The following is a 21253-nucleotide window of genomic DNA, read 5'->3' as shown; positions in this document are numbered from 1 at the left end:
TTCGAAAACTCGAACGGTTTACCTGAAACCGGTCGTTCCGTCATGCGTCACCCGGCCGAAGGCCCTGCCAGTCCACCCGACAATGGGCGCGCAAGGCATAGGCAGCGCGCAAGGTGGACCCTCCGAGGGTCCGGGGGATCATCCCCCGGGAATCTCCCTTTCTTCTCCACTATCAGCGTTAGCCACCCAGCCTCAGCCAAAGTCGCCGCAAGCCTATAAGCAATAAACCGGCAATACCGTCATGAATCGGTCTTCTCTCTGACACCGAAATGGCGTCGGATTGCCATGTTAGGCCCCTAGCAATCGCCCCGCGACTGTTTGACCTGCAAAAATAGGGGCACATCCATGACACAGGAACTTCCCGCCAGCGGCTATAGCGATGGCGACGTCGATACCAATTCCACTTGCGTCACCTCGCTCGAAGACCTCGCCGCGCAGCGGTACTCGCGCCGACAGGCGCTGTTCCGCGGTGCGGGCGCCACGACCATGGCGTTCATGGGCACCGCCGTGCTGGCGGCCTGCGGCGACGGCGACGATGACAAGAAGCTGGAAATCTCGGCGGGAAGCAATGCGGCGACCAGTTCGGGCCGGGTGGTGACGCTTACCGGCAGCCCGGCCGATGGCGAGGCGGCCTATGCCACCTCCTGGGCGCAGACTTCGGGCACCGCGGTGACGCTTACCGGCACGGGTTCGGTTGTCAGCTTCATCGCGCCCGCCGTCAGCGCGGCGACCGATCTGGTCTTCACGTTCACCGCCAAGACCCCGGTCGGCCAGGCGCGCACCGCCCAGACCACCGTGCGTGTCTCGCCTTCGGCGCTGGGCTTCGCGGCGGTGCCGCACAGCCTCGAGGACGTGGTGAAGGTGCCCTCGGGCTATTCGGTGACGGTCATGACCCGTCTGGGCGATCCGCTTTCGGCCGGTACGGCGGCTTATGCCAACGACGGCAGCGACAGCGATTTTGCCCACCGCATCGGCGATCACGGCGATGCGCTGCACTTCTTCGGCCTGTCCTCTGCGGGCGGGCGTGACGACAGCAGCTCGACGCGCGGCCTGATGGTGCAGAACCACGAGAACCTCAACGTCCAGTACCTGCACCCCAATGGCCCGACCAATGTGTCGAGCGGCCCGCGTCCGGCGGCAGAGGCGCTCAAGGAGATCGAGGCGCACGGCGTTTCGGTGTCGGAATACCAGGACGCGGGCAGCCGCAAGTGGTCCTACGTCAAGGGGAGCAGCTTCAACCGCCGCATCACCCCGAATACGCCGATGAGCTTCCACGGCCCCGCCGCCGGTTCCGCGCTGCTGTTCACCGCCTATTCGGCCACCGGCGTCGCCGGGCGCGGCACCATCAACAACTGCGCCAACGGCATCACGCCCTGGGCCACCAACCTGACCTGCGAGGAGAACTGGGCCGGTTACTTCCGCCGCGATGCGGCGGACGATGCCAAGCGCAGCGTGCGCGAGATGACCGCGATCAGCCGCTACGGCGTCACCAGCCGCACCGGCAACTTCGCCTGGTCGACTGCCAGCGCGACCGATTCGATCTACACCAAGTGGAACGCGACGATCACCGGCGCGGCGGCCACCGACGACTATCGCAACGAGTTCAACCAGTATGGCTGGGTGGTCGAGATCGATCCCTACGACCCGGCCTCGACCCCGCGCAAGCGCACCGCGCTTGGCCGCATGGGGCATGAGGGTGCTTTCGTGCGCGCCGTGGCCGGGCAGCCGCTCGGCGTCTACATGGGCGACGATTCGCGCCGCGAGTACCTCTACAAGTTCGTGTCCTCGGCCGCTTATGCCGCCGCCGATGCCGCCAGCACCAGCCGCCTTGCGATGGGCGACAAGTACCTCGATGCGGGCACGCTCTATGTCGCGAAGTTCAATGCCGACGGGACCGGCCAGTGGCTGCCGCTGGTCTTCGGTTCGGTGCCGAGCCGCCCGGCGACCGGCGCTTATCCCGAATACGTGTTTGCCGATCAGGCCGACATCCTCGTCAACACCCGCCTTGCCGCCGACGCGGTGGGGGCGACGCCGATGGACCGTCCGGAATGGACCGCCGGCAACCCGGTGACCGGCGAGATCTACCTCACGCTCACCAACAACAACGCCGCCGGGCGTCCGCTCACCGGCACCGATGCGGCCAACCCGCGCCACTACAACGACCCCAAGGGCGGCTCGGCGACTGCGCAATACGGCAACCCCAACGGTCACATCATCCGCCTGCGCGAAACCGGAGACACCACGGCGGCCACCACGTTCCGCTGGGACATCTACCTGTTCGGCGCCGATGCCGCCGATGCCGGGGCGCAAGTGAACCTCTCGGGCCTGACCGCCGACAACGACTTCTCCAGCCCGGACGGTTGCTACTTCTCGCGCGCCACCAACCCGGCGGGGCAGATCAACCCGGTGCTGTGGATCGAGACCGACGACGGCGCGATGACCGACCGCACCAACTGCATGCTGCTGGCCGCGCTTCCCGGCCATGTCGGGGACGGCGGCGCGAAGACCATCACCAACACCGGCTCGGGCGGCGCCACCGCCACCCAGGCGACCTACCAGGGCGCAGCGGCAACGGCGGCGACGCTGCGGCGCTTCCTCGTCGGCCCGGTCCAGTGCGAGATCACCGGCATCGACATGACCCCGGACGGGCGCACGCTGTTCGTCGGCATCCAGCACCCGGGCGAGGACGGCACCGCCGCCGCGCCGTCGAGCCACTGGCCCGACAGCCAGACCGGCACCGCCGCCGCAACGGTCCGCCCGCGCTCGGCGATCGTGGCGATCACCAAGGATGACGGGGGCATTATCGCGCTCTGATCGGTTGGTCGGAATGAAGGGGAGGGCGTGCCTTGCGGCGCGCCCTTTGCCGTTTGTATCGCCGGGGCGTTGCACGCGGCGCCGTCTGGAAACGGCTCTTGTGATGGCTTAATGAACAGTCCTGTTGATAACAGGAGAGGCCACGTGAAACAGACGGGCACCGACAAGCCGGCCGCGCTGACCGCCAAGGACATGGACGAGGAACGCCTCGCCACTTATCCCACCACCGCGTTCCTCTCGAAGGACTACCTTGCGGCGGAAAAGACGCTGCTATGGCCCAGGGTCTGGCAGATGGTAGAGCGCGAGAGCGACCTGCCGAACCCGGGCGACTGGATGACTTACGACGTCGCCGACGAATCGATCATCATCCTGCGCAAGGACGACGGCTCGCTGAAAGCCTTCCACAACGTCTGCCCGCATCGCGGCCGCCAGCTTGTCTCGGTGCCTAGCATGCTGCCCGGCAAAGTGCACGATGTGCGTGGCAGCAACCGCCGGAGCTTCGTCTGCGGCTTCCACGGCTGGACGTTCGACCAGGACGGCCAGAACACCTACATCCTCGACCCGCAGGACTGGCACAACAAGCTGACGCGCGAGATGACCTGCCTGTCGGACCTGCAGGTCGATACCTGGGGCGGCTACATCTACATCTCCATGGACCCCGATGCGGTGCCGCTGAAGGAGTGGATGGGCCGCGCGGGCGAGATCCTCGATCATTTCGACCTGGCCGGGATGGACTACAAGTGGCGCCAGTGGGCGATCTACGACTGCAACTGGAAGACCGCGATCGAGGCCTTCCTCGAACCCTACCACGTCGCCGGCACCCACACGCAGCTGCTTGCCTATGGGGACTACTACGCGCTCTCGAAGCAGTACGGCCTCCATTCGGTGTCGAGCTACGACACCCGCGAGGAGAAGTTCCAGATGAGCGAGAGCGCCGGCACCACCCGCGCCGGCAAGGGGGACGACGCCCGCGTCTCCACGTACGAGCTGATTCGCGAGAACTACGAGACGGTGAACTACTCCGCCTCCACCGAAACGCTGGTCAACGCCGCCAGCCGCCTGGTGGACGAGCTGCCCGAGACCGCGACGCCCGGCGAGATCATTGCCCACTGGCTGAAAAGCGCCAAGGCCGACGATGCCGCGCGCGGGGTGATCTGGCCCGAGGTGCCGCCCGAGATCAAGAAGGAGGGCGGCCTTGCCTGGGGCCTGTTCCCCAACCAGAACATCCTCCACGGCGAGACTTTTGCGCTGTGCTACCGGGTGCGCCCCTATGGCGACGACCCGGACAAGTGCATCTTCGAAAGCTATGCGCTCGAGCGGTTCCCCGAAGGCGAGGCGCCGAAGACCGAATGGGTCTACGCCGATCCCATCGGCGAGAACTGGGGTGCGGTGCTGGCGCAGGACTTCGCCAACATGGAATTCGTGCAGAAGGGCATGAAGTCGCGCGGCTTCCGCGGCCCGCTGCCCAATCCGCACCAGGAGCAGAAGGTCATCAACCTCCACCGCAACCTGGCCAATTTCATGGACGGCATGGGCGCGCCGACGCTGCTGGACGTGGACTAGGATAGACGTGAAAGAGGGCAGAAGGGGAAGGGCAGGGGCGATCGTCCCTGCCTCCCGTTACCGCCTGCCTGGTGTGCGGGCTAGTGTGCTGGCTGGTGTGGGCGCGATCCGCTGCGCGCCCGTGCCGGGGATCAGCCGCCCCGCCGCCGGCGCGCCTCGACCTGTTCGCGCAGGCGTTCCACTTTGGCCCTGAGCGAGGCGCGGACTTCTTCGAGCGGGGGAACCTCGGCCTCGATCTCCGCCCGGATGCGCTCGTAGGCGGGCGAGCCGGGCCGCAGGTCGGCATCCGCGCCGTAGCGGTGGGCGCGGCGCTGGCGCAGCAGGAACAGCATCAGGGCGGTATCGTGCCGGGTATAGGTGGCCACCACCGAGCCGCGGCTCACCACCGGGCGCTCCTCGCCCCGGATCGCGCGTTCCAGCGCGCAGTCCTCCAGCCGCGCCATGCCCCGGTCGATCGCCATTTCCCAGGCGGCGGCAAACCCCTCCGCGCCGGGCAGCGCGCGCAGCTTGTAGAGCGCTTCCAGCGAGGCACCGATCGAGCGCGCCGCCTGGGTGACGATGCCGCTGGCCGCCAGCGCGGCGATGAAGGCGCGCTGGCGCTCGGGGGTGATCGCGTTGCGGCGCGGCTGCTTGTGGAGATAGGGGGCAAAGCCCAGCAGGGGATCGTCCGGTGCGGGTTCGTCCTCGAAAAAGGCGGTGCGGGCAGTGCGCCGCCCCGGCCGCCGGGACGCGCAGCCCGCCCCCTTACCGGCCCCCATACTGGCAGGCACGCTGGTATCGACATCCGAAGCCTTGGTGGAGGACATGCGGCAACCTCGCTCTGGTGGTGAACCCGAATTCCCCTTGGCGGGACGGTATATCGCGTGCTGCCCCCTGTAGGAAAACGGTTTGACCAGCCGCGGCGGGCGGCACGGCCCGGCCCCGGGGCCGCAAAAAGAAAGGGGCCGGACGGATCCGACCCCTTTCCGTGACTTCCTCGGTGGGAGGAACACTACATGCCGGAACCGGGACCGTAGGTGATTTCCACGCGGCGGTTCTGCAGTTCGCGCACGCCGTCGGCGGTCGGAACGCGGTTCTGGCTTTCGCCGAAGGCCTGGCTGGAGATCGCGCCGTCGGGCACCCCGTGGCTGGTCAGGTAGGCCCGGACCGAGTCGTTGCGGCGGGCCGAGAGGCCTTCGTTGTAGCTGGCCGAACCCGAACGGTCGGTGTGGCCCGCCAGCATGATCGGCACATTGGCGCAGTTGCCGTATGCGGTGATCGCGCTGTCGAGGATGCTCGACGCCTCGGGCGTGATGTCCGACTTGTCCCAGTCGAAGAACACGATGTACGGCCCCTTGTTGCAGACCACCTCGGGCGGCGGGGGCGGCGGTGGCGGGGGCGGCGGAGGCGGCGGGGGAGGCGGCGGCGGCGGGACCGGCTCGGACTTGGCGCCGAGGTTGAAGGTCAGCGTCGCCAGCACCGAATGCGAGGCCCACTCACCCTTGTAGCCGAAGTCGTCGGTGTAGATCCGGTAGCTCGGCATGTTGAAGTAGCGGTACTTCACGCCGATATCCACGGTCTGGCCGATCGGCACGCGGAAGCCCGCCAGCGCCTGCCAGGCGAAGTCCCAGTCGTCGCCGTTGACCAGCACGGCCGAGCCGGAAATGTCCTCGACGCTGATCTTCTGGTCGATCTTGGCGATACCGGCGCCGCCGCCGGCATAGAACTGGAAGCCGTCATCCTTGCCGAAGTCGATCAGCGCGTTGCCCATGAAGCTGAGCGCGGAACTGTGGCCGTGCAGCGAATCCCCGTCGAACACGCCGACTTCGGAATCGCTGATCCGGAAGTCCTTGTTGCCGACGCTGCGGTAGCTGGCTTCGGTCTCGATGCGGAATCCGCCGAAGTCGTAGCCGACGATACCGCCGAAATCATATCCGGTATCGGGCTTCAGCCGGAAACGCAGCGGATCGGTGGTATCGACTTCGCGCAACTTGAATGTGTCGGCAAAGACGACGCCCCCGTCCAGCTCGATGTAGAAGCTGTCATCCCGTGCCCAGGCAGAGGTTGCCAGGAAAGAGGACGACATGGCGAGCAAAAGCGTGATTTTCTTCACATCGCATCCCTGTCTATTCGTCGGTTACATATAAATCCCATGCAAAAAACCGATAATCAACAATAAGATTCTCAAAATCAGAACAGTCATGACTGCCTGTTTAGATAACCCTTGCTTCAAGTGATTTATGTTCGGGGGGCGGCGCCGGGAAATCCCGCGGGCGGTCCGGGTGGTTTCCCTGAGGCGGAAGGGCAAGATCATGAAGTGGCGCGATAATTTGTGCCGGGAGGGGCGGATTTTGCGGTTCGGTGGGGGATTGCTACTTTTGTATGGTCCGTTGGGCTGCCGCGCGGGCGTCGCGGGCGGGAATCGGGGTGTCCGGCGGGCTTGTTGTTGCTGAAGTGCAACAGGGCGCGGCGGTGGCTGACCGGGTGATGTCTGGCCGGGAGGCGCCTGACCGGGGGTGGCGGGCTGGCGGTGCCGGGAAAATGCCCCTGCGGGCGCTGCCGGGGCGGGCCCTGAAATCCTTGACCGCCGTGCCCAAATCTCCTAAGGGCGCCCATCTCCTGTGGGCATGTCCCCCGGGAACGACATAGAGCTGAACGTTGTCACGTCTGCTTTTCCGGGGTTTTCCTGCCGTTTGCTGGCAGTCGGCCCCAGCGGGAACTGCATGCCCGAATCGGGGTGGGGTCTTGCGGAAGCGGTGGCAAAGTAATCCGGCGCCTGATCGGCCGGGTGGAGTGTTTTTCGGCTCATGTGCAGCGGTTCCCGCCAAAAGGCGGGCGTAAATCGGCAGCGGTCCCGGCGCTTGCGGGGGTGGCGATGCGGTTTTCGAAGTGTCCGCCGTGCATGATCTCACTCTTCCCTTTCGAATGGCGTCGGCCCGGAGACCCCGGGGTGCGACGGGTCCGTGCCGATCCGGTCTGTCCGGGCATTTCGGCCCGGATCCATCGCACTCCAAAATTCGAAAGAAGAGTATAGATGCCCACTATCAACCAGCTGGTCCGCAAGGGCCGCGAGCCGCAGAAGGCCAAGTCGAAGGTTCCTGCCATGGAGCAGAACCCTCAGAAGCGCGGCGTCTGCACCCGCGTCTACACCACGACCCCGAAGAAGCCGAACTCGGCTCTCCGCAAGGTCGCCAAGGTCCGTCTGACCAACAGCCGCGAAGTCATCTCGTACATCCCCGGTGAAGGCCACAACCTTCAGGAGCACTCGGTCGTGCTCATCCGCGGCGGCCGCGTTCGCGACCTTCCCGGCGTGCGCTACCACATCCTGCGCGGCGTGCTCGACACGCAGGGCGTCAAGGATCGCAAGCAGTCGCGCTCGAAGTACGGCGCCAAGCGTCCGAAGTAAGCCGGTGCGCGGGGCCTCGCGCCTCGCACGGTACACGATTTACCGGCCGGTGATGCTCACGCTCCCGCCCGAAAGAACAAGGAATACCAACGATGTCACGTCGTCGTCGTCCCGAGAAGCGGGAAATCCTGCCTGATCCGAAGTTCGGTGATCAGACCCTGTCGAAGTTCATGAACAACCTCATGCTCGACGGCAAGAAGTCGGTCGCTGAATCGATCGTCTACGGTGCTCTCGACACCATGGAAACGCGCGCCAAGGCCGATCCGGTCCAGCTGTTCCACGATGCCCTGAACAACGTGAAGCCGCAGATCGAAGTCCGCAGCCGCCGCGTCGGTGGTGCGACCTACCAGGTCCCGGTCGAAGTGCGCCCCGAGCGCGCCCAGGCCCTGGCCATCCGCTGGCTGATCACCGCGGCCCGCAACCGCCCCGAAACCACCATGGCTGCGCGTCTCTCGGGCGAACTGCTCGACGCCGCCAACAACCGCGGCAACGCCGTGAAGAAGCGCGAAGACACGCACCGCATGGCGGACGCGAACCGCGCCTTCTCGCACTACCGCTGGTAATGTGAGCGTGTGGCCCCGGATTCGATTGCCCTTGGGCGGTCATCCGGGCGTCACACTTTTATTTCAGGGGGCGAGGTCTTATCTGAAGGCCGCCTCGCTCCCGAAACACTCCTGCTAAGGACACTCACCATGGCACGCAGCCATCCGCTCAATATGTACCGTAACATCGGTATTATGGCGCATATCGACGCCGGTAAGACCACCACGACCGAGCGTATCCTCTACTACACCGGCAAGTCCTACAAGATCGGCGAAGTCCACGACGGCGCTGCTACCATGGACTGGATGGAGCAGGAGCAGGAACGCGGCATCACCATCACCTCGGCTGCGACCACCTGCTTCTGGACGTCCGAGGGCCAGGAATACCGCATCAACATCATCGACACCCCCGGGCACGTCGACTTCACCATCGAAGTCGAACGTTCGCTGCGCGTGCTCGACGGTGCGGTCGCCTGCTTCGACGGCGTCGCCGGCGTTGAGCCGCAGTCGGAAACCGTGTGGCGCCAGGCCGACAAGTACGGCGTTCCGCGCATGTGCTTCATCAACAAGCTCGACCGCACCGGCGCGAACTTCAAGTACTGCGTGCAGTCGATCATCGACCGCCTCGGTGCGACGCCGGCCGTGCTCTACATTCCGATCGGTCTCGAATCGGATCTGAAGGGCCTGGTCGATCTGGTTCACAACCGTGCGATCGTCTGGAAGGACGAATCGCTCGGTGCCGAATTCTTCTACGAAGAAATCCCGGCTGACCTGGCTGACGAAGCTGCCGAGTACCGCACCAAGCTCATCGAACTCGCCGTCGAACAGGACGACGAGGCGATGGAAGCCTATCTCGAAGGCAATGAGCCCGACGTCGCAACGCTCAAGAAGCTGATCCGCAAGGGTACGCTGGGCCATGCGTTCGTACCGGTCGTCTGCGGTTCGGCGTTCAAGAACAAGGGCGTTCAGCCCCTGCTCGACGCCGTCGTCGACTACCTTCCTTCGCCGCTCGACATCGAAGACGTCCAGGGCGTCAAGGTCGACAGTGACGAGGCCGACAGCCGTCCGCCCAAGGACGACGCTCCGTTCTCGGCGCTCGCCTTCAAGGTCATGAACGACCCGTTCGTCGGTTCGCTCACCTTCTGCCGCATCTACTCGGGCACGCTCTCGAAGGGTTCGTACCTGAATTCGGTGAAGGGCAAGAAGGAAAAGGTTGGCCGTATCCTCGAGATGCACGCCAATGACCGTAAGGACATCGACGAGGCCTACGCGGGCGACATCGTCGCGCTGGCTGGCATGAAGGAAACCACCACCGGCGACACCCTCTGCGCGGAAAAGGCGCCGATCGTTCTCGAACGCATGGAGTTCCCCGAGCCGGTTATCGAACTGTCGGTCGAACCGAAGACCAAGGCCGACCAGGAGAAGATGGGCGTTGCGCTCAACCGTCTCTCGGCTGAGGATCCCTCGTTCCGCGTCACGACCGACCACGAGTCGGGCCAGACGATCATCAAGGGCATGGGCGAACTTCACCTGGACATCATCGTCGACCGTATGCGTCGCGAGTTTAAGGTCGAAGCCAACGTCGGCGCTCCGCAGGTCGCCTACCGCGAATACCTCGCCAAGGCTGTCGACGTGGACTACACCCACAAGAAGCAGTCGGGTGGTACCGGTCAGTTCGGTCGCGTGAAGATCAAGGTCACGCCGGGCGAGCGCGGTGCAGGCATCACCTTCAAGGACGAGATCAAGGGCGGTAACATTCCGAAGGAATATATCCCCGCGATCGAAAAGGGCATGCGCGAAACCGCTGCCTCGGGCTCGCTGGTCGGCTTCCCGATCATCGACTTCGACATCGTCCTCTATGACGGTGCCTACCACGACGTCGACTCGTCGGCTCTTGCCTTCGAAATCGCCGGTCGCGGTGCCATGCGTGAAGTCGCCCAGAAGGCCGGCATCAAGCTGCTCGAACCGATCATGAAGGTCGAAGTCGTCACCCCCGAGGAATACCTCGGCGACGTCATCGGCGACATGAACAGCCGTCGTGGCCAGATCCAGGGCACCGACAGCCGTGGTAACGCACAGGTTGTCGAGTCGATGGTTCCGCTCGCGAACATGTTCGGCTACGTGAACCAGCTCCGCTCGTTCACCCAGGGTCGTGCAAACTACTCGATGATCTTCTCCCACTACGACGAGGTTCCGGCGAACGTCGCGGCCGAGGTCAAGGAGAAGCTTGCCTAATCGGCAAGATCATTCTAGGGGCGGCGCCTGTTTCGGCGGGCGCTGCCTCACATTCCCGCAGATTACAATTCAAGCAAAGAAGGTTTGAAAATGGCGAAGGCAAAATTCGAGCGGAACAAGCCGCACTGCAACATCGGCACCATCGGTCACGTTGACCACGGCAAGACCACGCTGACGGCCGCCATCACCAAGGTGATGTCGGAGACGTTCGGCGGTGAAGCTGTTGACTTCGCGAACATCGACAAGGCTCCGGAAGAGCGCGAGCGTGGCATCACCATCTCGACCGCTCACGTCGAGTACGAGACCGAAGCCCGTCACTACGCGCACGTCGACTGCCCGGGTCACGCTGACTACGTGAAGAACATGATCACCGGTGCCGCCCAGATGGACGGCGCTATCCTGGTCGTGAACGCTGCTGACGGCCCGATGCCGCAGACCCGCGAGCACATCCTGCTTGCTCGCCAGGTCGGTGTGCCGCAGCTCGTCGTGTACATGAACAAGGTCGACCAGGTCGACGATCCGGAACTGCTCGAGCTCGTCGAACTCGAAGTTCGCGAACTGCTCTCGTCGTACGACTTCGACGGCGACAACATCCCCGTCATCAAGGGTTCGGCTCTCGCCGCTCTTGAAGGCCGTGACGACGAAATCGGCAAGAACTCGATCCTCGAGCTCATGAAGGCCGTCGACGACTTCATCCCGCAGCCGCCGCGCCCGACCGACAAGTCGTTCCTGATGCCCGTCGAAGACGTGTTCTCGATCTCGGGCCGTGGTACGGTTGTGACCGGCCGCGTCGAAACCGGCATCATCAAGGTTGGTGAAGAAGTCGAAGTCGTCGGTATCCGCGACACGCAGAAGACCACCGTCACTGGCGTCGAAATGTTCCGCAAGCTGCTCGACCAGGGTGAAGCCGGCGACAACATCGGCGCGCTGGTTCGTGGCCTGAAGCGCGACGACGTTGAGCGTGGTCAGGTTCTCGCCAAGCCGGGCACCGTGACCCCGCACACCGAGTTCTCGGCTGAAGTCTACGTCCTGTCGAAGGACGAAGGCGGCCGTCACACGCCGTTCTTCGCGAACTATCGTCCGCAGTTCTACTTCCGCACCACCGACGTGACCGGCGAAGTGATCCTCCCCGAGGGCACCGAGATGGTCATGCCTGGCGATAACGTATCGCTGTCGGTGAAGCTGATCGCTCCGATCGCCATGGACGAAGGTCTCCGCTTCGCAATCCGCGAAGGCGGCCGTACCGTTGGTTCGGGCGTCGTTGCCACGATCACGAAGTAATTCGTCGATCTGTAGCTACGGCTAAAGTGATTGGCTCGGGCTTCCGAAAGGAGGTCCGGGCTTTTCGCGTTGATGGGGTTCGGAGTCTTCGCGGGCGTCGTTACCGCGCTCGCAGTTCACCCTGTCCGATCTTCCATGCATCCGAGCCCTTGGGGGCTTCGGGTATGGACTTGAGGTCGATGTAGTAGACGGGTTCCGGCACGCGGCCGAACGGTATGGTTATGCAGGGGCCTAGGCAGCCGGGCAGGTGTCCGACATCAGGTGGGTAAGCTGCGCCCGTGCGCGTGCTTTCATCCAGGGATTTCGATGTTGGGACGCGCTGGCTGGTGCCGTCGCCGCCGTGGGAGCAGACGACGATCGTGCCGTCATTGCCGTCATTACTGGCGCGGGCGGCTGCACGGCAGGCGTCGTCCACGGCGCCTGCCGTGGTATCGGGCATGGCGGCGTGGGCGGTGAGTACGTCGGTGTCTTCGAGGTTGGCGGGAGCATTGGTTTCGCCGGGGGCGTAGGTGGAGCCGTCGGCTGCAACGGCGCCCGGTGACAGGCATCCAAGAGTCAGCGCGACAAACACGCTGGGAATTGTCGTGATGATGGAGGGCATTGAAAGCGGCTTCTGTTTGGCGTCGCTCCATCAACGTAGGATACGGGTAAGTGGCAGGGAAGGGCTGGTGCGACGAATGGCGTCCGTAACCTCCAAAAAACCTGCGGGACTGCGTGAAATCAGGGGTTGCCCGACTCGCTTTCGCCGTGTAGGGGCGCGGTTCGAATTTGACGGGACTTTGGTCCTTTGGCTCTTTCTCATCGGTAGTAGGTAATGGAAGCTCAGAACATCCGTATCCGCCTCAAGGCGTTTGACCATCGCGTGCTTGACCAGGCCACTGGCGAGATCGCCGACACGGCCCGCCGCACCGGCGCTCTGATTCGTGGGCCCATTCCGCTCCCGACCAAGATCGAGAAGTTCACGGTTAACCGTGGTCCGCACATCGACAAGAAGTCGCGTGAGCAGTTCGAAGTCCGCACCTACAAGCGTCTGCTTGACATCGTGCAGCCGAACGCAGCAACCGTCGACGCTCTGATGAAGCTTGACCTGGCTGCCGGCGTGAACGTCGAGATCAAGCTGGCCTAAGCCGGTTTATGGGGTGGCCTTTGAGGTCGCCCCTGCAGTCTTTTGATCGGACTTAAAACGATCGGTGAAATTCGGATCCTCGGATCCTGATTACCTTGTCGGCCATGTGGCCGGCTTTGCGAACGAAAGTTTGCAGAGACAGCGCCCCAGGCGGAGTGCCGCAAGGGGGACACAAGGGATACCTCCGCCGTCTCCTTCGGGAAGTGGCGGGAATGCGTCCCCCGTCTCGTTTCCGCGGCCCGTGTTGGGCTTGCAGGGAACACCTGACCCGGACGGGGTTCGTATCATAACAGGGTTGGACACGCGTACGAGGGATGGTCCTGCGTACGCCTCTGTAAGGAGAAAGGTCATGCGTACAGGCGTGATCGCCAAGAAAGTCGGGATGACCCGCCTGTTCCAGGAGGACGGTCGCCACGTGCCCGTCACTGTCCTGGCGCTTGAAGACTGTCAGGTGGTTTCGGTTCGTACTGCTGATCGTGACGGCTACGTCGCGGTTCAGCTCGGTGCGGGCGAAGCAAAGCAGAAGAACGTTGCCAAGCCGCAGCGTGAGCACTTCGCAAAGGCTCAGGTTCCCCTCAAGATGCGCGTTGCGGAATTCCGCGTCGCCGACGACGCCCTCCTCGAAGTTGGCGCCACGATCGCTGCCTCGCACTTCGTGCCCGGCCAGCTGGTCGACGTGGGTGGCCACACTCAGGGTAAGGGCTTCCAGGGCGCCATGAAGCGCTGGGGCTTCGGCGGTATGCGCGCCACCCACGGTGTTTCGATCTCGCACCGTGCGCACGGTTCGACGGGTAACCGTCAGGATCCGGGCAAGGTGTTCAAGAACAAGAAGATGGCCGGCCACATGGGCGACCGTCAGCGCACCCAGCAGAACCTCGAAGTCGTCCGCGTGGACGACGAGCGTGGCCTGATCTTCGTCAAGGGCTCGGTCCCGGGTTCGAAGAACGCCTGGCTCACCGTTTCGGACGCCGTCAAGGTCGACCGTCACGCAGAGGCTCCGTACCCCGCCGGCATCAAATCGGTTGCCAACACCAATGATACGGCCGCTGCCGTGACCCCGGCTGAAGCCGCGGCTCCCGAAGCGACCGAAGGCCAGGAGGGCTAATCATGAAGGTTCAGGTCCTCAACCTCGACGGCACCGCCGGCAAGGGCGACATCGAACTGTCGGACGACGTGTTCGGTCTCGAGCCCCGCGCCGATATCCTGCACCGCGTCGTCACCTGGCAGCTCGAGAACCGTCGCGGCATTGCCCGCGCGACCCGCGAGCGGTCGGACGTTGCCCGCACCGGTAAGAAGTTCGGTAACCAGAAGGGCGGCGGTTCCGCTCGTCACGGCGACCGCGCAGCGCCGGTGTTTATCGGCGGTGGTAAGGCTCACGGTGCCCGTCGCCGCGAGTTCAACATTTCGCTGAACAAGAAGATCCGTGCACTCGGTCTGAAGATGGCCCTTTCGGCCAAGGCTCAGAACGGTCTCGTGATCGTCGATTCGCTCGACGTTTCCGACGCCAAGACCAAGGCGCTCGCCGGTCAGCTCGCCAAGGCGAACTTCGGCAAGAAGGTTCTCGTCATGGACGGTGAGCAGGTCAACGAGGGCTTCGCCCTGGCTGCCCGCAACATCGTTGGCGTGAACGTGCTCCCGGCTGTCGGCGCGAACGTCTACGACATCCTGAAGCACGACACGCTGGTGCTGACGCGCGCCGCTGTCGAAAAGCTGGAGGCGCGTTTCAATGGCTAAGACCGTGGACATCCGTCACTACGACGTGATCCTCTCGCCGCACATCACCGAGAAGTCGACTCTGCTTTCCGAACAGAACGCCGTCGTCTTCAAGGTTGCTGACAAGGCGACCAAGCCCGAGATCAAGGCCGCCGTCGAAGCTCTGTTCGACGTCAAGGTCACCGGCGTGAATACGCTGAACGTCAAGGGCAAGACCAAGCGCTGGCGCGGTAAGGCTTACCGCCGCAGCGACGTGAAGAAGGCGATCGTCACGCTGGCCGAAGGTCAGTCGATTGATATCACCGAAGGCGTGCGGGGTTAATTCCGATGGCACTTAAGAGCTACAACCCGACCAGCCCCGCTCGCCGCGGTCTGGTCCTTGTCGACAAGTCGTCGCTGTGGAAGGGCAAGCCGGTCAAGGCGCTTACCGAAGGTAAGAACAAGACCGGTGGCCGCAACAACAAGGGTCATGTCACTTCGCGTGGCATCGCCGGTGGTCACAAGCAGAAGTACCGCTTCATCGATTTCAAGCGTCGTAAGTGGGACATGGAAGCGACCGTGGAGCGTATCGAATACGATCCTAACCGCACGGCTTTCATTGCGCTCGTGAAGTACACCGACGGTGAACTGGCCTACATCATCGCGCCGCAGCGTCTCGCCGTCGGCGACGTCGTGATCGCCGGTGAAAAGACTGACGTGAAGCCGGGCAATGCCATGCTTCTGTCGCAGATGCCGGTCGGCACGATCTGCCACAACGTCGAGATGAAGCCGGGTAAGGGCGGTCAGATCGCCCGTTCGGCCGGTACGTATGTGCAGGTCGTCGGTCGTGACCGCGGCATGGTCATCGTTCGCCTCAACTCGGGTGAGCAGCGCTATCTGCGTGGCGACTGCATGGGCACCGTTGGCGCCGTGTCGAACCCCGACAACGCCAACCAGACCCTCGCCAAGGCCGGTCGCGGCCGTTGGCTGGGCCGTCGTCCGCTTACCCGCGGTGTTGCCAAGAACCCGGTCGACCACCCGCACGGTGGTGGTGAAGGCCGTACCTCGGGCGGCCGTCACCCGGTCACTCCGTGGGGCAAGCCGACCAAGGGCGCTCGCACTCGCAACAACAAGCAGACGGACAAGATGATCATCCGTTCGCGCCACGCCAAGAAGAAGAGGTAAGACACGATGGCACGTTCCGTCTGGAAAGGCCCCTTCGTCGACCTGTACCTTCTCAAGAAGGCCGAGGTCGCGCAGGATGCCGGCACCCGCGCTGGTCCGATCAAGACCTGGTCGCGTCGCTCCACCATCCTTCCGCAGTTCGTTGGTCTGACCTTCCAGGTCTATAACGGGCACAAGTTCATCCCCGTTGCCGTCAACGAGGACATGGTTGGCCACAAGCTCGGCGAATTCGCGCCCACGCGCACGTTCCCGGGTCACGCTGCCGACAAGAAGGGTAAGCGCAAGTGAGCAAGCAGGCAGCACCCCGCCGCGTAGGCGAAAAGGAAGCTCTGGCTGTCGGCACCACCATCCGTGGTTCGGCCCAGAAGCTCAACCTGGTCGCCGCGCTTATCCGTGGCCGCAAGGTCGAGGACGCGATGAACATCCTGGCCTTCTCCAAGAAGGCGATGGCCCAGGACGCTCGCAAGATCCTCGCTTCGGCGATCGCGAATGCGGAAAACAACCATAACCTCGACGTCGACGCTCTCGTCGTCGCCGAGGCGTCGGTCGGCAAGTCGATCACCATGAAGCGTTTCCACGCTCGTGGTCGCGGCAAGTCCACCCGTATCCTCAAGCCGTTTTCGCGCCTGCGGATCGTCGTTCGCGAAGTCGAGGAGGCCTGATCCATGGGTCATAAGAGCAATCCGATCGGTCTGCGTCTGCAGATCAACCGTACCTGGGACAGCCGCTGGTTCGCGGAAGGCCGGGACTACGGCAAGCTGCTTGAGGAAGACCTCAAGATCCGCAAGTTCATCGTCGCGAAGCTGCCCCAGGCCGCTATCTCGAAGGTGGTCATCGAGCGTCCGGCCAAGCTGTGCCGCATCTCGATCTACGCAGCCCGTCCCGGTGTGATCATCGGCAAGAAGGGTGCTGACATCGAGAAGCTCCGCAAGGAGCTGGCCACGATGACCGGCAGCGAAGTGAAGCTGAACATCGTCGAAATCCGCAAGCCGGAAATCGACGCCAAGCTCGTCGCTCAGGGCATTGCCGATCAGCTGATCCGTCGTGTGGCCTTCCGCCGTGCGATGAAGCGTGCGATGCAGTCCGCGATGCGTCTGGGCGCCGAAGGCGTCAAGATCATGTGCGGTGGCCGTCTCGGCGGCGCTGAAATCGCCCGCGTCGAGCAGTACCGCGAAGGTCGCGTGCCGCTTCACACGCTGCGTGCGAACATCGACTATGCCGAAGCCGAAGCGCTTACCGCGTACGGTATCATCGGCATCAAGGTCTGGATCTTCAAGGGTGAGATCCTGGGCCACGACCCGACGGCGCAGGACCGCCTGATGCTGGAGGCTCAGACCTCCGGCGTTCGTCCCGCGCGTTGAGGCTTAGGATAGAGTAAGCACCATGCTGCAACCGAAGAAGACCAAGTTCCGCAAAGCCTTCAAAGGCCGGATCAAGGGTGATGCCAAGGGTGGCACCGACCTGAACTTCGGCTCGTACGGCCTCAAGGCCCTCGAGCCGGAGCGGATCACCGCCCGCCAGATCGAAGCGGCCCGCCGCGCGATCACGCGTCACATCAAGCGCCAGGGCCGTCTCTGGATCCGCGTTTTCCCCGACGTGCCGGTTTCGAAGAAGCCTGCTGAAGTCCGTCAGGGTAAGGGCAAGGGTTCGGTCGAATACTGGGCTGCCCGTGTCAAGCCGGGCCGCATCCTGTTCGAACTGGATGGCGTCGCTGGCCCGCTCGCAGCCGAGGCGTTCAGCCGTGCTGCGATGAAGCTGCCGATCAAGACCAAGGTCGTTGCTCGCCTCGGCGACACCTCGCACCTTGGCGGCGAGTAAGGAAGTCGAATCATGGCTAACAAGATCGAAGACCTTCGCGCCAAGACCGACGACCAGCTCACCGCTGATCTCGTCGACCTGAAGCGCGAACAGTTCAACCTGCGGTTCCAGGCCGCGACCAGCCAGCTTGAGGCGCCTGCGCGCATCAAGCAGGTGCGTCGCGACATCGCCCGCATCAAGACGCTCCAGGCTGAGCGCGCAGCGAAGGCCTGAGGAGAAACACGATGCCCAAGCGTATTCTGATCGGGACCGTCGTTTCCGACAAGACCGACAAGACCGTGACCGTGCTGGTCGAGCGCAAGGTGAAGCACCCCCTCTACGGGAAGATCATCCGTCGCTCGAAGAAGTACCACGCTCACGACGAAGACAACGCCTTCAAGACCGGCGAACGCGTCCGGATCGAGGAGACGAAGCCCTACTCGAAGACCAAGACCTGGAAGGTTCTTGACCGTCTTCAGGCGAGCAAGGGCACGGCGCTGGAAGCCGAGGTCTAAGAGTTTCGGGGGTGCCTTCGCGGCGCCCCCGTCTCGCTTTCCGGAGCAAGCTGCGGGACACGCGGCGTATTCCGGAGGGCCTCGAAAGCCTCGGCCTCAGGGTCGTACACAAGTGTTGACCTCGACGGAGGAATGCGGCAAAGGGCCGCACTTCGCCGGTAAGGGCGACTCGGGCCCCGTGTGGGCCTGTCTTTTTAGGAACTGCCGGACTTGTTCCGGCAAGCCAGTTGAGAAGGACTCGGATCGATGATCCAGATGCAATCCAATCTCGACGTCGCGGACAACAGCGGCGCAAAGCGCGTCCAGTGCATCAAGGTGCTGGGTGGCTCGAAGCGTCGTTTCGCAGGCGTCGGCGACATCATCGTGGTGTCGATTAAGGAGGCGCAGCCCCGCGCTCGCGTCAAGAAGGGCGACGTTCACCGTGCGGTGATCGTTCGTACCAAGAAGGACGTGCGTCGCGCTGACGGCAGCGTGATCCGCTTCGACGGCAACGCCGCCGTGCTGATCAACAAGAACGAGGAGCCGATCGGCACCCGTATCTTTGGCCCAGTCGTGCGCGAGCTTCGCGGCCGTGGCTTCATGAAGATCATCTCGCTTGCTCCGGAGGTGCTGTAATGGCTGCCGCGAAGATCAAGAAGGGTGACTCCGTCGTCGTCCTGTCCGGCAAGGACAAGGGCCGCACCGGCACCGTGCTTCAGGTTCTCCCGAAGGACGCCAAGGTCGTCGTCGAGGGCGTGAACGTCGCTACCAAGCACCGCAAGCCGACCCAGCAGAACCCGCAGGGCGGTATCGAGCGCACTCCGGCTCCGATGGCGATCAGCAAGGTTGCAGTCGCGGACAAGGACGGCAAGCCGACCCGCGTTCGCTTCGAAGTCAAGGACGGCAAGAAGGTCCGCGTGGCCGTGAAGTCCGGGGAGACCATCGATGGCTGATTACACTCCGCGCATGCGCACCCGCTATGACGACGCGATCGTCAAGGCGATGACCGAGAAGTTCGGTTACAAGAACGCGATGGAAGTGCCCAAGATCGAAAAGATCACGCTCAACATGGGTGTGGGCGAGGCGAGCCAGGACAAGAAGAAGGTCCAGACCGCCGCTGTCGAAATGGAAGCCATCGCTGGTCAGAAGCCGGTGATCACGAAGGCCCGCAAGTCGATCGCACAGTTCAAGCTGCGCGAAGGCATGCCGATTGGCTGCAAGGTGACCCTGCGTCGCGAGCGTATGTACGAATTTCTCGACCGTCTCATCACGATCGCGATGCCCCGCATCCGCGACTTCCGTGGCCTGAACCCCAAGTCGTTCGACGGCCGCGGCAACTACGCGATGGGTCTCAAGGAGCAGATCATCTTCCCGGAGATCAGCTACGACAAGATCGAGAAGGTGCGTGGTATGGACATCATCGTCACCACCACCGCTAAGACCGACGAAGAAGCACGCGAACTGCTGCGTCTTTTCGGTTTCCCGTTCCCGGCCGAAGCGGCTTCGGAACAGAAGGAAGCGGCGTGAGCCGCTGATAGAGAGAGCTTAAGTCCATGGCGAAACTGAGTTCCGTGAACAAGAACGAGCGTCGCAAGAAGCTCGTTAAGAAGTATGCAGGCAAGTACGAGCGTCTCAAGGCGGTCGCTGCTGATGAATCGCTCGATGAAACCGAGCGTCTCATTGCTCGCCTGAAGCTGGCCGAGATCCCGCGCAACGGCAACCCGACCCGGGTCCGCAATCGCTGCGCTACGACCGGCCGTCCGCGCGGTTATTACCGCAAGTTCGGCCTCTGCCGCGTCGAGCTGCGTGATCTTGCCAACAAGGGCATGATCCCCGGCGTGACCAAGTCGAGCTGGTAAGGGTTAGAAGCAATGGCATTGACCGATCCCCTGGGTGATATGCTCACCCGCATCCGCAACGGCCAGCAGGCGAAGAAGGACTCGGTCCTTTCTCCCGCCAGCAAGCTGCGTGCGCGCGTGCTCGAAGTTCTGCAGCGTGAAGGTTACATCCGTGGTTTTAGCGATGACGCCACTGGTGCCCACCCGCAGCTGCGCATCGAGCTGAAGTATTTCGAGGGCGAAGCCGCTATCAAGCACATCGCCCGCGTCTCCAAGCCTGGCCGCCGCGTCTACTCGGGTTCGAAGGAACTCCCGGTTGTGCGCAACGGTCTCGGCATCACCATCGTCTCGACGCCGCGCGGCGTGCTCTCGGATGCCGAAGCACGTTCGCAGAACGTCGGCGGCGAAGTGCTGGCGGAGGTGTTCTGATGAGCCGCATCGGCAAAAAGCCGGTTGTGATCCCTGGCGGGGTTACTGCCGCCATCGACAACGGCGTCCTCAGCGTCAAGGGCCCAAAGGGCACCCTGACCCTGGGTCTGTCGGACCTCGTGACCTACGCGGTCGAGGAAGGTTCGATTGCCGTTCAGCCTGCCAACCAGTCCAAGGCTGCCCGCAGCCACTGGGGCATGCAGCGCACCCTCGTCTCGAATCTGGTTGAAGGCGTTACCAACGGCTTCTCCAAGGTCCTCGAGATCAAGGGCGTCGGCTACCGTGCCGCGGCTCAGGGCAAGAACCTGAAGCTCCAGCTCGGCTACTCGCACGACGTCGACATCGCTGTGCCGGAAGGCATCGAGGTCAAGACCCCGGATAACACCACGGTCGAGATCTCTGGTATTGACAAGCAGAAGGTCGGCCAGCTTGCGGCCGAAATTCGCCGCTGGCGCAAGCCCGAACCCTACAAGGGCAAGGGTATCAAGTACCGTGGCGAGTTCATCTTCCGCAAGGAAGGGAAGAAGAAGTAATGGCCAAGCTTTCCCTTTTCGCGCGCCGCGCTCGTCGCGTCCGCACGGCCCTGAAGGCCCGTTCGGGTGGCCGTCCTCGCCTGTCGGTGCACCGCACCGGCCGTCACATCTATGCGCAGATCATCGACGATGCGCAGGGCCGTACGCTGGCCGCCGCCAATACCCTTGGCGGCAAGGGCACCGACAAGGATGCCGCTACCCGCGTTGGCAAGGAACTCGCCGAGGCCGCCAAGAAGGCGGGTATTACCTCGGTAGTGTTCGACCGTGGCGGTTTCCTCTTCCATGGCCGCGTCAAGGCGCTGGCCGAAGCCGCCCGTGAAGGCGGGCTGGAGTTCTGAT

At 63.6% G+C, this 21253-nt stretch carries 27 protein-coding genes; 24 read left to right on the top strand and 3 right to left on the bottom strand.

All coding sequences use genetic code 11. From position 1 onward, the window contains the following. The first annotated feature begins 345 nt into the window (after positions 1 to 345). Together DM450_RS12130 and DM450_RS12125 are read left to right on the top strand one after the other, a co-directional pair. On the top strand, positions 346 to 2814 hold the full coding sequence (locus DM450_RS12130; protein ID WP_142635130.1) for a PhoX family protein: 2469 nt from the start codon (positions 346 to 348) through the stop codon (positions 2812 to 2814). 192 nt (positions 2815 to 3006) lie between these two features. After that, entirely contained in the window at positions 3007 to 4377 is a 1371-nt protein-coding gene (locus DM450_RS12125) for an aromatic ring-hydroxylating dioxygenase subunit alpha (RefSeq protein ID WP_312846177.1), read from the top strand. A 131-nt stretch (positions 4378 to 4508) separates the two neighbouring features. Here DM450_RS12125 and DM450_RS12120 read toward each other — a convergent pair whose 3' ends face one another. Continuing rightward, positions 4509 to 5183, bottom strand: coding sequence for a hypothetical protein (locus DM450_RS12120; protein WP_260609835.1), 675 nt, complete (start codon positions 5181 to 5183; stop codon positions 4509 to 4511). A 185-nt stretch (positions 5184 to 5368) separates the two neighbouring features. Continuing rightward, positions 5369 to 6469, bottom strand: coding sequence for an OmpA family protein (locus DM450_RS12115; RefSeq protein WP_142635126.1), 1101 nt, complete (start codon positions 6467 to 6469; stop codon positions 5369 to 5371). Positions 6470 to 7390: 921 nt separating this feature from the next. Between DM450_RS12115 and rpsL the strand changes: the two genes are divergently transcribed. From rpsL to tuf, 4 genes are all read left to right on the top strand, one after another. Further along, a complete protein-coding gene (gene rpsL / locus DM450_RS12110) occupies positions 7391 to 7762 on the top strand; it encodes a 30S ribosomal protein S12 (RefSeq protein ID WP_007011879.1) in 372 nt (123 codons plus the stop codon). A 92-nt stretch (positions 7763 to 7854) separates the two neighbouring features. Then, positions 7855 to 8325: a 30S ribosomal protein S7 gene (rpsG, locus tag DM450_RS12105; RefSeq protein ID WP_142635125.1), complete on the top strand. Its 471-nt coding sequence runs from the start codon at positions 7855 to 7857 to the stop codon at positions 8323 to 8325. A 129-nt stretch (positions 8326 to 8454) separates the two neighbouring features. Beyond that, positions 8455 to 10539, top strand: a complete 2085-nt coding sequence (fusA, locus tag DM450_RS12100) for an elongation factor G (RefSeq protein ID WP_142635123.1) — start codon at positions 8455 to 8457, stop codon at positions 10537 to 10539. A 90-nt stretch (positions 10540 to 10629) separates the two neighbouring features. Next, entirely contained in the window at positions 10630 to 11820 is a 1191-nt protein-coding gene (gene tuf / locus DM450_RS12095; protein ID WP_142635121.1) for an elongation factor Tu, read from the top strand. 100 nt (positions 11821 to 11920) lie between these two features. Here the strand turns inward: tuf and DM450_RS12090 are convergent, their stop codons facing one another. Then, entirely contained in the window at positions 11921 to 12421 is a 501-nt protein-coding gene (locus tag DM450_RS12090) for a hypothetical protein (RefSeq protein ID WP_142635119.1), read from the bottom strand. A gap of 213 nt (positions 12422 to 12634) precedes the next feature. Between DM450_RS12090 and rpsJ the strand changes: the two genes are divergently transcribed. From rpsJ to rplR, 18 genes are all read left to right on the top strand, one after another. Then, positions 12635 to 12946 (top strand): 30S ribosomal protein S10, encoded by a 312-nt coding sequence (gene rpsJ, locus DM450_RS12085; RefSeq protein WP_007011873.1) that lies wholly within the window; start codon positions 12635 to 12637, stop codon positions 12944 to 12946. Between the two features lie 349 nt (positions 12947 to 13295). Further along, the gene (gene rplC / locus DM450_RS12080; RefSeq protein ID WP_142635117.1) at positions 13296 to 14051 is read left to right on the top strand and encodes a 50S ribosomal protein L3; all 756 of its coding nucleotides are present in this window, start codon (positions 13296 to 13298) and stop codon (positions 14049 to 14051) included. A 2-nt stretch (positions 14052 to 14053) separates the two neighbouring features. Further along, entirely contained in the window at positions 14054 to 14680 is a 627-nt protein-coding gene (gene rplD / locus DM450_RS12075; protein WP_142635115.1) for a 50S ribosomal protein L4, read from the top strand. Continuing rightward, entirely contained in the window at positions 14673 to 14981 is a 309-nt protein-coding gene (locus DM450_RS12070; protein ID WP_142635113.1) for a 50S ribosomal protein L23, read from the top strand. Before rplD ends, DM450_RS12070 begins: the two co-directional genes overlap by 8 nt. 5 nt (positions 14982 to 14986) lie before the next feature. Continuing rightward, positions 14987 to 15823 (top strand): 50S ribosomal protein L2, encoded by an 837-nt coding sequence (rplB, locus tag DM450_RS12065; protein ID WP_142635111.1) that lies wholly within the window; start codon positions 14987 to 14989, stop codon positions 15821 to 15823. A gap of 6 nt (positions 15824 to 15829) precedes the next feature. Next, entirely contained in the window at positions 15830 to 16111 is a 282-nt protein-coding gene (gene rpsS, locus DM450_RS12060; RefSeq protein WP_142635109.1) for a 30S ribosomal protein S19, read from the top strand. After that, positions 16108 to 16485 carry a 50S ribosomal protein L22 gene (rplV, locus tag DM450_RS12055; protein ID WP_132386855.1) on the top strand — a complete coding sequence of 126 codons (378 nt, stop codon included), beginning with the start codon at positions 16108 to 16110 and terminating at the stop codon, positions 16483 to 16485. Before rpsS ends, rplV begins: the two co-directional genes overlap by 4 nt. A 3-nt stretch (positions 16486 to 16488) precedes the next feature. Further along, complete coding sequence (rpsC, locus tag DM450_RS12050; protein WP_142635107.1) at positions 16489 to 17184, top strand: 30S ribosomal protein S3; 696 nt, start codon at positions 16489 to 16491, stop codon at positions 17182 to 17184. A 22-nt stretch (positions 17185 to 17206) separates the two neighbouring features. After that, complete coding sequence (gene rplP, locus DM450_RS12045) at positions 17207 to 17641, top strand: 50S ribosomal protein L16 (RefSeq protein ID WP_021233439.1); 435 nt, start codon at positions 17207 to 17209, stop codon at positions 17639 to 17641. Between the two features lie 12 nt (positions 17642 to 17653). Then, positions 17654 to 17854, top strand: a complete 201-nt coding sequence (rpmC, locus tag DM450_RS12040) for a 50S ribosomal protein L29 (RefSeq protein ID WP_142635105.1) — start codon at positions 17654 to 17656, stop codon at positions 17852 to 17854. Positions 17855 to 17865: 11 nt separating this feature from the next. Then, positions 17866 to 18135: a 30S ribosomal protein S17 gene (gene rpsQ / locus DM450_RS12035; protein WP_054440320.1), complete on the top strand. Its 270-nt coding sequence runs from the start codon at positions 17866 to 17868 to the stop codon at positions 18133 to 18135. A gap of 246 nt (positions 18136 to 18381) precedes the next feature. Further along, a complete protein-coding gene (gene rplN / locus DM450_RS12030) occupies positions 18382 to 18750 on the top strand; it encodes a 50S ribosomal protein L14 (RefSeq protein ID WP_142635103.1) in 369 nt (122 codons plus the stop codon). Further along, entirely contained in the window at positions 18750 to 19067 is a 318-nt protein-coding gene (gene rplX / locus DM450_RS12025) for a 50S ribosomal protein L24 (RefSeq protein ID WP_142635101.1), read from the top strand. The genes rplN and rplX overlap by 1 nt, the downstream gene beginning before the upstream one ends. Then, positions 19060 to 19641, top strand: coding sequence for a 50S ribosomal protein L5 (gene rplE, locus DM450_RS12020; RefSeq protein ID WP_142635097.1), 582 nt, complete (start codon positions 19060 to 19062; stop codon positions 19639 to 19641). Before rplX ends, rplE begins: the two co-directional genes overlap by 8 nt. Positions 19642 to 19667: 26 nt before the next feature. After that, positions 19668 to 19973: a 30S ribosomal protein S14 gene (gene rpsN / locus DM450_RS12015; RefSeq protein ID WP_086490047.1), complete on the top strand. Its 306-nt coding sequence runs from the start codon at positions 19668 to 19670 to the stop codon at positions 19971 to 19973. A gap of 12 nt (positions 19974 to 19985) precedes the next feature. Further along, positions 19986 to 20381, top strand: a complete 396-nt coding sequence (gene rpsH / locus DM450_RS12010; protein ID WP_142635095.1) for a 30S ribosomal protein S8 — start codon at positions 19986 to 19988, stop codon at positions 20379 to 20381. Next, positions 20381 to 20914: a 50S ribosomal protein L6 gene (gene rplF, locus DM450_RS12005; protein WP_142635093.1), complete on the top strand. Its 534-nt coding sequence runs from the start codon at positions 20381 to 20383 to the stop codon at positions 20912 to 20914. The genes rpsH and rplF overlap by 1 nt, the downstream gene beginning before the upstream one ends. After that, positions 20914 to 21252 carry a 50S ribosomal protein L18 gene (rplR, locus tag DM450_RS12000; protein ID WP_132386841.1) on the top strand — a complete coding sequence of 113 codons (339 nt, stop codon included), beginning with the start codon at positions 20914 to 20916 and terminating at the stop codon, positions 21250 to 21252. The genes rplF and rplR overlap by 1 nt, the downstream gene beginning before the upstream one ends. Position 21253 lies beyond the last annotated feature (1 nt).

Origin of the sequence: Sphingomonas sp. IC081 (assembly GCF_006874585.1) — a bacterium.
GTDB lineage: Bacteria > Pseudomonadota > Alphaproteobacteria > Sphingomonadales > Sphingomonadaceae > Novosphingobium.
Note: the sequence above shows the minus strand (reverse complement) of the source record. Positions and strands in the feature narration are given on the sequence as shown.